Origin of the sequence: Xanthomonas sp. AM6, assembly GCF_025665335.1 — a bacterium.
In the GTDB taxonomy this organism is placed as follows: Bacteria; Pseudomonadota; Gammaproteobacteria; order Xanthomonadales; family Xanthomonadaceae; genus Xanthomonas_A.
Map to the genome: position 1 here is coordinate 2,890,779 of NZ_CP106869.1, position 14,999 is coordinate 2,905,777.

Here is a 14,999-nt window from a genome sequence, read left to right on the forward strand (position 1 = left end):
GTCTCACAACAGCGTAATTTTAGTCCTCCCCCTCGTGCCTGACAACCTGAATCTCACTTCCAGCGGTTTTTCCGCGCTGCCGGACCTGCAATGCGTGGCGCTGAGCGGCACGGATGCGGTCGCTTTCGCCCAGGCGCAGTTCGCCAACGACGTGCAGGCGCTGCGCAACGGCCACTGGCAATGGAACGCATGGCTGACCGCAAAGGGCCGGGTGATCGCGCTGTTCGCGCTGCTGCGGCGCGCCGACGACGAACTGCTGGTACTGCTGCCCGACGGCGGCGCCGCGGAACTGGCCGCCGCGCTGAACCGTTTCGTGTTCCGGCGCAAGGTGCGCATCGCCGCGCGCGAGGACCTGCACGCCTGCGCGCGCCTGGACGCCCCCGCGCAGGCGCGAGGCGCGGCGCTGGCGCAGCGCGACGACGGCGCGATCGAACTGGACATGGGCGGCACCGGCCTGCCGCGCACGCTGCTGCTGGCGTCGGCGGCCCAGGCCGCGGCCGACCCGGCCCTCGCCGCGGCCTGGCGGCAGGCCGACTTGCGCCTGGGCCTGGCCCGGCTCGACCCCAGCCAGCGCGAGCAATGGACCCCGCAGCAGCTGGCGCTGGACCGGCTGCATGCGTTCAGCGTGAAGAAGGGCTGCTATCCGGGCCAGGAAATCGTCGCCCGCACCCATTTCCTGGGCAAGGCCAAGCGCGCGCTGCAGCTGCTGGCGGTGGACGGCACGACCGAGGTCGGCGCGCAGGTGCTGCGCGACGGGCAGGCGCTGGGCAGCGTGGTCAGCGTCGCCGGCGCGCTGGCGCTGGCGGTACTGCCGCTGGAAGAGGCCCCGCCGACCGGCCTGCACATCGGCGCGCAGGCCGCGCAGTGGCAGCCGCTGGAAGACGGCCTCGCCCGCTGAAGCAAGCGCCCCAGGGCGCTTGGCGTCGCTTACTGCCGTTCCGAGTCCCGCGTCCCGAGCCCCGCGTCCCGCGCCTCCAGGCGCTCGCCGCTCTCCGCATCGAAGAAATGCAGCGCTTCGCCGCGCACCGCCACGCGCAGGCGCTCGCCCAGGCCCGGCAGCGTGCGCGGCGCGACCCGCATCACCAGCGGCTGGCTGCCGTGGCTGAGGTTGACGAAGATCTCGTTGCCGACCGGCTCGATCACCTCGATGGTCGCCTCGAATCCGCCCTGCCCGTCCGCGCTGGGCTGCAGGTGCTCCGGGCGCACGCCGACCGCGAGCTGGCGGCCCAGCCACTGCGGCGCGACGTGGGCGCCGTGCAGCGGCACGCGGCCGCCGTCGGCCAGCTGCAGTTGCAGGCCGTCGTCCTCGACCAGCTGGCCCTGCAGCACGTTCATCGCCGGGCTGCCGAGGAAGCCGGCCACGAACAGGTTGGCCGGGCGCTCGTACAGCGCCATCGGGGTGTCGATCTGCTGGATCAGCCCGTCCTTGAGCACCACGATGCGCTGGCCCAGGGTCATCGCCTCGACCTGGTCGTGGGTCACGTAGATCATCGTGGTGCCGAGCTTGCGGTGCAGCTGCGCGATCTCGGTGCGCACCGAATGGCGCAGCTTGGCGTCCAGGTTGGACAGCGGCTCGTCGAGCAGGAACACCGCCGGCTCGCGCACCAGCGCGCGGCCCAGCGCCACGCGCTGGCGCTGGCCGCCGGACATCGCCCGCGGCAGCTTGCCCAGCATCGGGGTCAGGCCCAGCGTCTCGGCCGCGGCGGCGACGCGGCGCTCGATGACCTCCTTGCTCTCGCCGCGCAGCTTCAGCCCGAACGCCAGGTTCTCGGCCACGGTCATGTGCGGATACAGCGCGTAGCTCTGGAACACCATCGCGATGTCGCGGTCCTTCGGCGCCACGTCGTTGACCACGTTCTCGCCGATGCGCAGCTCGCCGCCGCTGATCTCCTCCAGCCCGGCGATCATCCGCAGCAGGGTGGACTTGCCGCAGCCGGACGGCCCGACCAGCACCATCAGCTCGCCGTCGGCCACTTCGAAGCTGGCCCCGTGCACGGCGACCTGGCCGTTGTCGTAGACCTTGCGGATGTTGTCCAGTTGTACTTTCGCCATGGTGCGGTATCCGGTTTCCGGCTGAGAGACGGGCTGCCGCCGGTCCCTCCCGATGGCAGTGCATACGAATGCGGTTCGCATCGTGCCAGCGACACAGGCAACAATGGGAGCGCAATGCGGTATTCTGCCATGTAACCGTTTTCACGGGGCAACATCGATGCCTGCGAGGGCCAGCGATGCGATCCGCCAGCCGCCGCCCTCCCGGTGCGCGCACGAGCAGCGACCTGATGCTTGAGGCATTAGACAGGTATGCTCAGAGGTCTGGCAGTCGTATTCATCTCCAGGAGCGTGCGGTCCCGCTGGCGGTCGTCATCCGCTGTGCCCGCGCGCGCTGCTGGACGGATACAGGCCGGTCCCGCCGCTCGTTTACCAACGCCACGTCACTATCTAGCCCCCAGGTGATCGACGAAATGTCACCCGAAACCGAAAACCGGTCGATGCACGATACCTTCCTGCTGTTTGGCGCCACCGGCGACCTGGCCCAGCGCTACCTGTTCCCGTCGCTGCTGCGCATGCTCGACGACGGTTTCCTGCCGGAGGATTTCCGCATCCGCGCGCTGGCGCTGTCGCCGCACGACACCGCCAAGTTCCACGAGATCCTCAAGCCGCGCCTGCAGGCGGCGATGCCGCAGGTCAGCGAGGCGGTGATCCAATCGCTGCTGGACCGTACCGACTACCGCTCGGTGGACCTGCGCAACGCCGAGTCGGTGGCCGACGCGGTGCGCGAGCTGGCCTCGCGCAAGTGCGTCAGCTACCTGGCGATCCCGCCGGGGCTGTACATCAGCACCTGCCAGGGCCTGGCCCTGGGCGGCGCGCTGGCCGCGCCGAACCGGCTGATGCTGGAGAAGCCGATCGGCCACGACTCGGCCAGCGCGCGCGAGATCCTGCAGGCGATCGGCGCGCTGATCGACGAGGATCGCGTGTTCCGCCTGGACCACTACCTGGGCAAGGCCGCGGTGCAGAACCTGATCGCGCTGCGCTTCGGCAACACGCTGCTGGAAGCGGTGTGGAACCGCAACTACATCGAATCGGTGGAGATCCTGGTCGCCGAGAGCGAGGGCGTGGACGGCCGCGACGCCTACTACGCGCGTTCCGGCGCGCTGCGCGACATGGTCCAGAGCCACATCCTGCAGCTGCTGTGCCTGGTGGCGATGGAGCCGCCGGCCTCGCTGGAAGCGGACCGCATCCGCGACGAGAAGGTCAAGGTGCTGCGCGCGCTGCGTCCGCTGCAGGCCGCGCACGCCGCGCGCGACAGCGTGCGCGGGCGCTACACCGCCGGCACCATCAACGGCCAGCCGGCGCAGGCCTACCAGCCGCCGGAAGGCAGCGACGTGGAGACCTTCGTCGGCGTCACCGCCTACATCGACAACTGGCGCTGGGCCGGCGTGCCGTTCCGGCTGTGCACCGGCAAGCGCCTGGCCGAGCGCACCACGCGCATCGTGGTCACGCTCAAGCCGGTCACCCACTGGCTGTTCGAGCGCCCCGACGCGACCCACGTGGCGCCGAACCGGCTGACCTTCCAGCTGCAGCCGCAGGAGAACATCGAACTGGGCCTGATGAGCAGCCTGGCCGGCCCGGAATGGGGCGCGCTGGAACTGCAGCCGCTGGAGCTGGAACTGTCGGTGCCGACCGGCCTGCACCGCCGCATCGCCTACGAGCGGCTGATGCTCGACGCGCTCAACGGCAACCACGCGCTGTTCGTGCGCGACGACGAAGTGCGCGCGGCCTGGGCCTGGATCGACAGCGTCAGCGACGCCTGGGCGCAGGCGCAGCTGCCGCTGCTGCCCTACCCGGCCGGCAGCTGGGGCCCGCAGGAGGCCGAACGCTACGTGTCCGCCGACGACGCCAGCGCCGTGCAGCGGGACACGCCGTGAGCGCGCCGCTGCGGCCGGTGCTGGTCGCCGACATCGGCGGCACCAACGCGCGCTTCGCGCTCGCCGACCTCGGCGCCTCCGCGCCGCTGCTCGACGACAGCACCCAGACCTATGCGGTGGTGGATTTCCCGTCGCTGGGCGACGCGGCGCGCCACTACCTGCAGCAGACCGGCGTGGACGCGCGCAGCGGCGTGTTCGCGGTGGCCGGGCGCGTGGACGGCGACGAGGCGCGGATCACCAACCATCCGTGGGTGATCTCGCGCGCGCGCACCCGCGCCATGCTCGGCTTCGACGAACTGCACCTGATCAACGACTTCGCCGCGCAGGCGATGGCGATCAGCCTGCTGCAGCCGCAGGACGTGGTCCAGGTCGGCGGCGCGGTCTGGCAGCCGGCGCCGATCGCGCAGCCGCGCAACTACGCGGTGATCGGCCCGGGCACCGGCCTGGGCGTGGGCGGCCTGCTGATCCGCGGCGGCCGCTGCTTCCCGCTGGAGACCGAGGGCGGCCACGTCAGCTTCCCGCCGGGCACGCCGGAGGAGATCCGCATCCTGGAACTGCTGTCGCAGCAGTTCGGCCGCGTCTCCAACGAGCGCCTGATCTGCGGCCCCGGCCTGGTCAACATCCATCGCGCGCTCAGCGAGATCGCCGGCGACGATCCGGGCCCGCTGCAGCCGGCCGACATCACCGCGCGCGCCGCGCAGAACGATTACCGCGCGATGCGCACGATCGACGTGTTCTGCGCGGTGTTCGGCGCCATCGCCGGCGACCTGGTGCTGATGCACGGCGCCTGGGACGGCGTGTTCCTGACCGGCGGGCTGGTGCCGAAGATGCTCGACGCGCTCCAGCATTCCGGCTTCCGCCAGCGCTTCGAGCACAAGGGCCGGTTTTCGTCGATCATGGCGCGGGTGCCGTCGCTGGCGGTGACCCACCCACGCCCCGGCCTGCTCGGTGCCGCGGCCTACGCGGTCGATGCCGAGCGCGAATCCCCAGGAGTCGTCGCATGAACCCCACGCTGTCCGATCGCATCACCCTGGTCCGCTACGACGATCCCGACGAATGGATCGACGCGGCGGCGGCCGAGATCGGCGACGCGCTGCGCAGGGAAATCGGACGGCGCGGCGCCGCGCGCCTGCTGCTGTCCGGCGGCACCACCCCGGCGCCGGTGTACCAGGCGCTGGCCGAACTGCCGCTGGACTGGTCGAAGCTGGAAGTGGGCCTGGTCGACGAGCGCTGGCTGTCGCCGCAGGACAGCGACAGCAACGCCTACCTGGTCCGGCAGAGTTTCCTGGAGCGTGCCGAAGGCGCGCGCTTCGAGCCGCTGGTGCGGGTCGGCAAGCCGCTGCAGGACTGCGTGCACGCCGCCAACCTGCACGCGCAGCACGCGCCGGCCGCGTGCCTGGCGGTGCTGGGCATGGGCGGCGACGGCCACACCGCCTCGCTGTTCCCCGGCGCCACCGACCTGAGCAAGGCGCTGGCCAACCCGCTGCCCTATGCCGCGCTCGACGCCACCGGCTGCCCCGGCGCCAACACCTGGCCGCTGCGCATCACCCTGACCCCGGCCGGGCTGGCGCCGATCGGCCAGCGCCTGCTGCTGTTGCGCGGCAAGCAGAAGCTGCAGGTGCTCGAGCGCGCGCTGGCCGGCAGCGATCCGCACGAATTCCCGATCCGCGTCGCGTTCGACACGCCTGGTGCGCGCTTGCGCGTGCATTGGTGCGAGTGAGGCCGGGACTGGGGATTCGGGAATGGGGATTGGGAACAGCCGCGTGCTGCCACCTCCCCAGTTCGTCCGGGTTCCACGTTCCGTTATGCGACCACATCCCCACACTTCATAGCCATTTCAGCCAATGAGCCTGCATCCGAAAATCCATGCTATCACCGAGCGCATCCGCGAGCGCAGTGCGCCGTCGCGGCGCGCCTACCTGGCCGGCATCGACGCCGCGCTGCGCGACGGTCCGTTCCGCGCGCGCCTGAGCTGCGGCAACCTGGCGCACGGCTTCGCCGCCTGCGGCCCGACCGACAAGAGCCGGCTGGAAGGCGGGATCACGCCGAACCTGGGCATCGTCACCGCCTACAACGACATGCTGTCGGCGCACCAGCCGTTCGAGCACTATCCGGAGATGATCCGCAGCACCGCGCGCGCGCTCGGCGCCACCGCGCAGGTCGCCGGCGGCGTGCCGGCGATGTGCGACGGCGTGACCCAGGGCCGCCCGGGCATGGAGCTGTCGCTGTTCTCGCGCGACGTGATCGCCCAGGCCACCGCGATCGGCCTGAGCCACGACATGTTCGACACCACCCTCTACCTGGGCGTGTGCGACAAGATCGTGCCCGGCCTGCTGATCGGCGCGCTGGCCTTCGGCCACCTGCCGGCGGTGTTCGTGCCGGCCGGGCCGATGACCCCGGGCATCCCCAACAAGCAGAAGGCCGAGGTGCGCGAGCGCTACGCCGCCGGCCAGGCCACCCGCGAGGAACTGCTGGCCGCCGAATCGGCGTCCTACCACGCGCCGGGCACCTGCACCTTCTACGGCACCGCCAATTCCAACCAGGTGCTGCTGGAAGCGATGGGCGTGCAGTTGCCGGGCGCCTCGTTCGTCAACCCGGGCACGCCGCTGCGCGACGCGCTGACCCAGCAGGCCACCGAACGCGCGCTGCGCATCACCGCGCTGGGCAGCGATTTCCGCCCGCTCGGCCGGCTGATCGACGAGCGCGCGATCGTCAACGCCGCGGTCGCGCTGATGGCCACCGGCGGTTCCACCAACCACACCATCCACTGGGTGGCGGTGGCGCGCGCGGCCGGCATCGTGCTGACCTGGGACGACCTGGACGAACTGTCGCAGATCGTGCCGCTGCTGACCCGCGTGTATCCCAACGGCGAAGCCGACGTGAACCATTTCGCCGCGGCCGGCGGGGTCGGCTTCGTGTTCCGCGAACTGATGGACGCGGGCCTGATGCACGACGACCTGCCCACCATCGTGCCCGGCGGCATGCGCGCCTACGGCGACGAGCCGTGCGTGCAGAACGGCGCGCTGGCCTACGTGCCGAGCCCGGCCACGAGCGCCGACGAGACGGTGGTGCGCCCGGCGTCGAACCCGTTCGAGGCGCAGGGCGGGCTGCGCCTGCTGCGCGGCAATCTCGGCCGCTCGCTGATCAAGCTGTCGGCGGTGAAGCCGGAATTCCGCACCATCGAGGCGCCGGCGGTGGTGATCGACGCGCCGCAGGTGTTGAACAAGCTGCACGCCGCCGGCGTGCTGCCGCACGACTTCGTGGTGGTGCTGCGCTACCAGGGGCCGCGGGCCAACGGCATGCCGGAACTGCATTCGCTGGCGCCGCTGCTGGGCCTGCTGCAGAACCAGGGCCGGCGCGTGGCGCTGGTCACCGACGGGCGCCTGTCCGGCGCCTCGGGCAAGTTCCCGGCGGCGATCCACGTGACCCCGGAAGCGGCGCGCGGCGGTCCGATCGCGCGCGTGCGCGAGGGCGACATCGTGCGCCTGGACGGCGAGGCCGGCACCCTGGAGGTGCTGGTGGACGCCGCCGAATGGGCGACGCGCGCGCTGGCGCCGAACACCGCGCCGGCCGCGCACGACATCGGCCGCAACCTGTTCGCGATCAATCGCCGCGTGGTCGGCCCGGCCGACCAGGGCGCGATGTCGATCTCCTGCGGCCCGCCGGCCGCCGACGGCGACGTGTGGGACTACGACGCCGAATACGACCTGGGCCGCACCAGCGAGGCCGCCGCCGCGCCGCACGAGGAAAAGGACGCCTAGCCTGCGGCCGGCAGGCGCCGCGCGCGCCTCGCCTCCCCTGCGCCGGCCGCCTGCGCCGGCGCGCTTGCCACCATCATCGCCAACACGAGACTGTCATGACGATTGCCGAACACCAGAACACCGCCGAAGCGCTGCTGCGCGCCGCCGGCATCCTGCCGGTTGTCACCGTCCACACCCTGGACGAGGCGCGCCGCGTCTCCGCCGCGCTGCTCGAAGGCGGCCTGCCCGCGATCGAGCTGACCCTGCGCACGCCGGTGGCGATGGACGCGCTGGCGATGCTCAAGCGCGAGCTGCCGGACATCAAGATCGGCGCCGGCACCGTGCTCAGCGAGACCCAGCTGCAGCAGTCGATCGACGCCGGCGCCGACTTCATCGTCACCCCGGGCACGCCGCCGGCGCTGGCCGACGCATTGGCGCGGGCGCCGCTGCCGGTGGTGCCGGGCGCGGCCACCCCGACCGAGCTGCTGGCGCTGATGGCGCGCGGCTTCCGCGTATGCAAGCTGTTCCCGGCCTCGGCGGTCGGCGGCCTGGCCATGCTCAAGGGCCTGGCCGGCCCGCTGGCGGAGCTGAAGCTGTGCCCCACCGGCGGCATCGGCGAAAGCACCGCCGCCGAGTACCTGGCGCAGCCGAACGTGGTCTGCATCGGCGGCTCGTGGATGGTGCCCAAGGACTGGCTGGCCAACGGCGAGTGGGACAAAGTGCGGGAGAGCGCGGCGAAGGCGGCGGAGATCGTGCGCGGGATTAGGGATTAGGGATTCGCAACAGCAAAAGCAAAGCAAAAAAAGCGCCGGCATGCCGGCGCTTTTTTTGCGAATCCCGAATCCCGAATCCCGAATCCCGAATCCCGAATCCCGAATCCCGAATCCCGAATCCCGAATCCCGAATCCCGAATCCCGAATCCCGAATCCCGAATCCCGAATCCCGAATCCCGAATCCCGAATCCCGGCTTTCCCGAATCCCGGCCTCACCGCACCTCGACCTGCACATCCGCCGGCAGCGACCGGATCCGCAGTTCGCCGTGTTCCCACTGCGCCGCTTCGCCGTTGATCTGGGTGCGGCCGGGTTCGTCCGGGTACGGCCACGGCAGCACCAGGCCGCCGCTGGGCACGCGCAGGCCGCCGTCGATGCTCAGGGTGAGGCGGTTCTTCTGCCGCCGCAGCTGGTAGCTCAGTTCGCCCTGCGGGGTGCGCAGGTCCTGGATCGCGATGCCCTTGCCGTCGAACCACGCCGCCGGCACGCCGGCCGCCAGCACCAGGCTGTCGTCGACGTCGCGCGCGTAGGCGAACATGTCCAGCACCGAGCGCACGAAGTCCGAGCCCACCCAGGCATGCGGCAGGTCGCCGACGAAGAACGGCTTGCGCGGCGTGCGCGAGACCACCTCGGCCCACTGGTTCCAGGGCTGCGGGGCGCGGTCCTTGAAGAAGAACTGGGTCGCGTCCCAGGCGCGCTCGCGCCAGCCCAGGCGCACGAACGCGGCGACGTTGCGCCATTCGTACGGGGTGTAGTCCTTCCACTCGCGCTTGCCGTCGCGGCGGCTCACGAATTCGCCCCAGTAGCGCTCGAAGGTGTTGCCCAGCAGCTGCGGCGGCAGCCGTCCCTGCTCGCCGCCCGGCGCCAGCGCGATGGTGCTGGAGGTGGGGTCGAAATCGCCCAGTTCCGCCGAGCCCGGCAGGAAGTCGATGTGGTGCTGCTGGGTGGCGCTGTCCAGCGAGGCGTACAGGTCCTGGCGGAACTGGTCGCGAGAAGCGGCGAAGCGCGCCGCATCGTCGATCCGGCCCAGCTCGGCGGCGATCGCCACCGCGTCCTTGTAGCCGCGCAGCGCCCAGAAGTTGTCCCAGTACGAGTGCATCGGCTTGGCCGAATAGCCTTCGTGGCTGATCGACACCGGCATCATCCCGTAGAACGCCGGGTTGCGCGCGCGGTTGTCCTCGGTGCGCTCGCTCAGGCGCAACTGCTCCATGTACTCGTAGGCGGCCAGCACGTTCGGCCACATCTTTTCCAGGAACGCGCGGTCGCCGCTGTAGCGGTAGTAGTCGGCGATGCCGAAGATCAGCTCGCCGTGGCTGTCGTTCTCCGGCACCGGGTCGCTGCCGCGGTCGTCCACGCAGCACGGCACCATGCCGTTGGCGAACTGGTACGGCGCGTACCACTCCAGGTACTCGCGCGCCACGTCGGCGCGGCCCAGGCGCAGCAGGCCTTCGGAGATCATCGCGCCGTCGCGGATCCAGCTGCGCGAATACGAGCGCGTGCCCGGCTGCAGGCGCGGCCCGATGCGCGAGATCAGCATGTGCGCCAGCGCAGTGCGCAGCGTGTCGGCCAGCGCCTTGCCCTCGGCCGGCACGCGCAGCTGCACCCGGTCCAGTTTCTCGCGCCATTGCGCGGCCACCAGTTGCTGCGCCTTGGCCGGGTCGAAACCGGCCGGCAGCGCCTGCGCGCCGGTCTGCGGGATCAGCAACGCCACCTCGCGCGTTTCGCCCGGGGCCAGGCGCCCGCGGTACAGCAGTGCGCCGGAGGCCAGGCCGTCCGCGTCCTGCGCCTGCTGCGGCAGCGCCGCGGTGTCGGCGGCCAGCCGCTCCACGTCGATGCCGGCGTCGAACGCGGTGGCGTAGGCGGCGTCGGGTTTCTGCACCGCGAACACGCGCGGCTCGCCGTTGACCTCCACCTGCGCGCCGTTGACCGTCAGCAAATGGATCGGGCTGGCCCCGCCGACGGTATTGAGGAACTGGCTGGGCGGGTTCACCTGGAACGGCCGCACCGCCAGCGCCAGGGTGTAGTCGTGCGGCTTCTTGCTGGGGTTGCTGAGCCGGTAGCGCGCGACCAGCTGCGCCTGCTCGGGCGTGCCCTGGACGAAGGCGGTGATGCGCAGGCCGGCATCGTCGTGGCTCCAGTCCACGCTCGGGATCGGCAGGTAGTCGTCCTGCAGGCTCTGCGCGGTCTTCACGTCGGCCCAGCTCAGGCGCTTGCCGTCCAGCAGCAGGAACGGCTCGATGCTGAAACCGCCCTTGCCGACCTCGATCGCGCCGTCCTCGCCGACCAGGCCCTGCTCGCGGCCGCCGTCCAGGCCGACGATGGTCCAGTACGGCTGCTCGCCGCTGAAGCCGCGCGGGAACCAGCCGCGGGTGGAGTCGGCCGCCACCGACTTGACGAAATCGTTCGGGGTGGCGGCGAAGGCCAGCGGCTGCAGCGCGATGTCGGCGATGCCGTAGCGGAAGCTGGGGCCGTCCTCCAGGTCGATGCGCACGTAGCGCGCCTCGGTCTCCGGCATCGGCAGCCAGTCGGTGCCGCCGTTGCCGGCGGTGACGCTGCGCAGGTCGCGCCAGCTGCGGCCGTCGGCCGAGCCCTGCAGCCTGTAGCGCGATGCGTACACGCCCGGCGCCCACTGCAGCTTGGCGCCGCCGAACTCGCGCACCTTGCCCAGGTCCAGCATGATGGTCTGGGTCTTGGCGTTGCCGCTGTACCACACCGTGTCCGCCTTGCCGTCGGCGATGCGCTGCTCCAGCGCCGGCGCGGTGTCGGCGCTGACCTTCACCGCCAGCGGCGAGGTGTCCTGCGGCGGCAGCGGGGTCAGCGCCAGCTGGTCGAAGCACACCGTGCCCTTGCCGCCGACCTGGTTGTAGATGGTGAACTCGATCTGCGCGCTGCGCTTGAGCTCCTTCTCCGGGCTCGGTCCCCAGGCCTTCTCGATCTGCCGTTTCTTGAAAGCGACCGCGGTCCATTGCTTGGGGAACTCGTAGCGCGGCCGGTTGACCCACCACACGTTGTCGCCGCTGGCGTCGACCAGCTTGAACTGCAGGTCGTTGCTCGGCGAATCGCCGCGCAGCTGGAACGAGAGCTGGTAGTTGTCCGGATACTCGACCGGCAGCGCGCGGCGGATGCCGGCGTAGCCGGAGACGCCGTTGAAGTCGTAGTCCAGGCAGATCGCCTTGGCGCGGCCGCCGCTGGCGGCCTGCACCAGCCGGGTCGAGGCGGTGACCTGGTTGGAGACGACGATCTGCCAGTTGTCCAGGTTGTTGAAGCCGTCCAGCGCCAGCGGCGCGGTCGGCGCCGCGGCGAAGGCGTGCGCCGCCGCCAGTCCCAGCATCGCCACCAGCAACCGCCCGCCCGTCATCGCCGCACCGTCCGTCATAGACCTCGCCCTGCTCGTCGTTGGTTTTTGCAGGAGGCTCTCGTCCCCGTTCCGGGATCGGCTCCGACGCGCGACCGGCAAGGCGTCGGGGCCCGGGCCCCTCCTACACGTACGTCCCATCATGGCCTGCGCGCTGGCGCGCAGCGACCCAGGCGCGTTCCCTCACCCCTTCACGCTGCCCAGCAACAGGCCCTGGATGTAGTAGCGCTGCAGCGCCAGGAACAGCGCCAGCACCGGGATCACCGTCACCACCGCGCCGGCCATCATCATCTCCACGTCCATGATGTGCTCGCGCGACAGCGCCGCCAGCGCCACCGGCAAGGTGTAGTGCTCCTGGTCGGTCAGCACGATCAGCGGCCACATGAAGTCGTTCCACGCGGCCATGAAGGTGAAGATGGTCAGCGTCACCAGCACCGGCTTGAGCATCGGCAGCACGATCTGGAAGAAGATGCGCAGTTCGCCGGCGCCGTCGATGCGCGCCGCCTCCAGCAGTTCGTCCGGGATCGAGCGCGCGTACTGGCGCACCAGGAAGATGCCGAACACCGTGGCCAGCGCCGGCACCACCACCCCGCCGAAGTTGTTGACCAGGTGCAGCTGCTTCATCAGCAGGAACAGCGGCAGCATCGCTACCTGCGCCGGGATCACCAGCGCCGCCAGCAGGATCTGGAAGATCCGCTCCTTGCCGACGAAGCGCAGCTTGGCGAAGGCGTAGCCGGCCATGGTGTTGATCAGCAGCGAGCCGAAGGTGATCGCGCACGACACCAGCAGGCTGTTGGCGAAGTTGCGCGCCATGCCGGTGCGCGAGAACAGCTCGCCGTAGTTGGCCAGGGTCGGGCCGGTCGGCAGCAGCGGCGGCGGGAAGCGGCTGGCCTGCCCGGCCGGCATGAACGACACCGACACCATCCACAGCAACGGCGCCAGGCTGACCAGCGCCAGCAGCAGCAGCCCGCCGTTGACCAGCAGCGTGTTCCAGCGCGAGGCGCCGATCTCGCGGCTCATACCAGGTCCTTCTTGCGGCCGAAGCGCAACATCACGGAGGTCACTCCCAGGATGATCAGGAACAGCAGGAACGCCACCGCCGACGCGCGGCCGAGGTTCCACCACTTGAAGCCTTCCTCGAACATGAAGTACAGCACGCTGACCGTGCTCTGCAGCGGGTCGCCGCGGGTCATCACGTAGGGTTCGGCGAACAGCTGGAAGTAGCCGGATACGGTGATCACCCCGACCACCAGCAGCACCGGCCCCAGCATCGGCAGGGTGATGTGCAGGAACTGCCGCCACTTCGAGGCGCCGTCGATGCGCGCGGCCTCGTACAGGTCCTGCGGGATGCCCTGCAGGCCGGCCAGGAAGATCACCATGTTGTAGCCGAAGTTCTTCCATACCGCGAACAGCATGATCGTCGGCATCGCCCAGTGCGGATCGCCCAGCCAGTCGACCGGGCCGATGCCCAGGTGGCTCAGGCCGTAGTTGACCAGGCCGTAGCTGGTGTGGAACAGGTAGCGCCAGATCACCGCCACCGCCACCAGCGTGGTCACCACCGGCGCGAACAGCGCGGTGCGGAACAGCGGCTTGAACCGCGCCACCGGCGCGTTGAGCAGCAATGCCGCGCCCAGCGAGGCGCCGATCGACAGCGGCACGCCGACGATGACGAAGTAGGTGGTGTTCCACAGCGACTTCCAGAACATCTGCGTCTGCAGCAACTCGATGTAGTTGCCGAAGCCGACGAAGCGCAGGTGGTTGCTGTCGGCCAGCGCGTACAGGTCGAAGTCGGTGACGCTCAGCGCCAGCGCCGACAGCACCGGCAGGCCGAAGAACACGCCGATCACGATCAGCGCCGGCCCGGCGAACAGCCAGCCGGCCAGGGAACCGCGCTTCATGGCGCCGCTCCCGCGGCCGGGGCCGTCGCCGCCGCCTGCGGATGCTGCTGCTGGTAGATCCAGCGCCGCTTCTCCAGGATCTCGTCCACGCGCTTGTCCAGGTCCTGCACCGCCTTCTCCTGGCTTTCGCCGCCGCGCACCACGCGCTCGGTGACCAGCCGCATTTCCTGCACGATGCGCTCCCATTCCAGCACCTTCGGCGCCGGCTTGACCCGCTCCAGCTGGTCGCGGAACGCATGCGCCAGCGGATCGTTGGCCAGCGACGGATACGCCCAGGTGCTGCGCCGCGGCGGCATGTCGCCGATCAGCGCATGGAAGCGCGCCTGCGTCTGCGGCCGCGACAGGAACTCGATCAGCTTCCAGGCCGCGTCCTTCTGCTGCGACTTGCGGAAGATCACCAGGCTGGTGCCGCCGGCGATGCCGGCGCCCGGACCGTCCGGGCCCGGCAGCGGCATCGTGCCCCACTGCCCTTTCAGCGCGGCCGGCTCCAGCTTGCGGAACTCGCGGATGTTCCACGGCCCGGAGATGTAGAACGCGTAGAAGCCGTTGAAGAACTCGTCCCAGACGTTGGAGATCTGGGTCTCGGACATCTTCGGCGCCCAGTCCTGCTCGAACATGTTGGCGTAGAAGCCCAGCGCCTTGCGGAAGCCCGGGCTGCGGAAGTTGCCGTAGTTGTTGTGGTCGCGCAGCAGCGGATCGTCCAGCTGCAGGCCCAGCGACAGCTGCTGCTCGAACTCGTTGATCGGCATCAGGATCGCGTAGCGCTTGGGCCCCACGTGCCGCTTCACCGCGGCCATGGCCTGTTCCCACTCGGCCCAGGTCTGCGGCAACTTCTCCACGCCGGCGTCCCTGAGCATGTCCTTGCGGTAGAACAGCAGGCGCGTGTCCACGTACCACGGCACCCCGTACAGCTGGCCGTCGATGACGCTGGTGTCCCAGATGCCGGCGAAGTAGTCCTTCGGATCGACCACCTTGGACTGGTCGACGTAGGGCTGCAGCGGCTGCAGCGTGTCCAACGCGGCGAATTCGGGGATCCAGGTGTTGCCGAGCTGGCACACGTCCGGCAGGCCGTCGGCGGCGAAGGCGGTCAGCAGCTTCTCGTGCGCGGCGGTCCACGGGATGTTCTGGATGTCCACGCGGATGCCGGGGTTCTCCTTCTCGAACTCGGGGATCAGCTCGGCCACCACCTCGGCCTCGCGGCCCATCGCCCAGAACCGCACCACCTCGCCCTGCGGCGCGCGCGCGCAGCCGCACAGGGCCAGCATCAGCATGCCCAGCAGCAGCCAGCGACGGGTCATCGGCGATGCGC

The 14,999-nt window shown here is 70.4% G+C and carries 11 protein-coding genes; 6 read left to right on the forward strand and 5 right to left on the reverse strand.

The window, feature by feature from the left end; genetic code table 11:
• Positions 1-34: 34 nt before the first annotated feature.
• Positions 35-898: a CAF17-like 4Fe-4S cluster assembly/insertion protein YgfZ gene (locus OCJ37_RS12170; protein ID WP_263109706.1), complete on the forward strand. Its 864-nt coding sequence runs from the start codon at positions 35-37 to the stop codon at positions 896-898.
• A 29-nt stretch (positions 899-927) separates the two neighbouring features.
• On the opposite strand, the gene ugpC is transcribed toward OCJ37_RS12170, so the two are convergent.
• Positions 928-2,052, reverse strand: a complete 1,125-nt coding sequence (ugpC, locus tag OCJ37_RS12175; protein ID WP_263109707.1) for an ABC transporter ATP-binding protein — start codon at positions 2,050-2,052, stop codon at positions 928-930.
• A gap of 437 nt (positions 2,053-2,489) precedes the next feature.
• On the opposite strand from ugpC, the gene zwf reads away from it, so the two are divergent.
• From zwf to OCJ37_RS12200, 5 genes are all read left to right on the forward strand, one after another.
• Positions 2,490-3,926: a glucose-6-phosphate dehydrogenase gene (gene zwf, locus OCJ37_RS12180; RefSeq protein WP_317633190.1), complete on the forward strand. Its 1,437-nt coding sequence runs from the start codon at positions 2,490-2,492 to the stop codon at positions 3,924-3,926.
• The gene (gene glk / locus OCJ37_RS12185; RefSeq protein ID WP_263109709.1) at positions 3,923-4,930 is read left to right on the forward strand and encodes a glucokinase; all 1,008 of its coding nucleotides are present in this window, start codon (positions 3,923-3,925) and stop codon (positions 4,928-4,930) included. The genes zwf and glk overlap by 4 nt, the downstream gene beginning before the upstream one ends.
• Positions 4,927-5,646, forward strand: coding sequence for a 6-phosphogluconolactonase (pgl, locus tag OCJ37_RS12190; protein WP_263109710.1), 720 nt, complete (start codon positions 4,927-4,929; stop codon positions 5,644-5,646). Before glk ends, pgl begins: the two co-directional genes overlap by 4 nt.
• A gap of 124 nt (positions 5,647-5,770) precedes the next feature.
• Positions 5,771-7,687 carry a phosphogluconate dehydratase gene (edd, locus tag OCJ37_RS12195; protein ID WP_263109711.1) on the forward strand — a complete coding sequence of 639 codons (1,917 nt, stop codon included), beginning with the start codon at positions 5,771-5,773 and terminating at the stop codon, positions 7,685-7,687.
• Positions 7,688-7,782: 95 nt separating this feature from the next.
• Entirely contained in the window at positions 7,783-8,439 is a 657-nt protein-coding gene (locus OCJ37_RS12200; protein ID WP_263109712.1) for a bifunctional 4-hydroxy-2-oxoglutarate aldolase/2-dehydro-3-deoxy-phosphogluconate aldolase, read from the forward strand.
• 212 nt (positions 8,440-8,651) lie between these two features.
• Here the strand turns inward: OCJ37_RS12200 and OCJ37_RS12205 are convergent, their stop codons facing one another.
• The 4 genes from OCJ37_RS12205 to OCJ37_RS12220 form a co-directional block, all read right to left on the reverse strand.
• A complete protein-coding gene (locus OCJ37_RS12205) occupies positions 8,652-11,768 on the reverse strand; it encodes a discoidin domain-containing protein (RefSeq protein ID WP_263113673.1) in 3,117 nt (1,038 codons plus the stop codon).
• 207 nt (positions 11,769-11,975) lie between these two features.
• On the reverse strand, positions 11,976-12,812 hold the full coding sequence (locus tag OCJ37_RS12210) for a carbohydrate ABC transporter permease (RefSeq protein WP_263109713.1): 837 nt from the start codon (positions 12,810-12,812) through the stop codon (positions 11,976-11,978).
• Positions 12,809-13,690: a carbohydrate ABC transporter permease gene (locus OCJ37_RS12215; protein ID WP_263109714.1), complete on the reverse strand. Its 882-nt coding sequence runs from the start codon at positions 13,688-13,690 to the stop codon at positions 12,809-12,811. Before OCJ37_RS12215 ends, OCJ37_RS12210 begins: the two co-directional genes overlap by 4 nt.
• Positions 13,687-14,988 carry a sugar ABC transporter substrate-binding protein gene (locus OCJ37_RS12220; protein WP_263113674.1) on the reverse strand — a complete coding sequence of 434 codons (1,302 nt, stop codon included), beginning with the start codon at positions 14,986-14,988 and terminating at the stop codon, positions 13,687-13,689. The genes OCJ37_RS12215 and OCJ37_RS12220 overlap by 4 nt, the downstream gene beginning before the upstream one ends.
• Between the last annotated feature and the right edge of the window lie 11 nt (positions 14,989-14,999).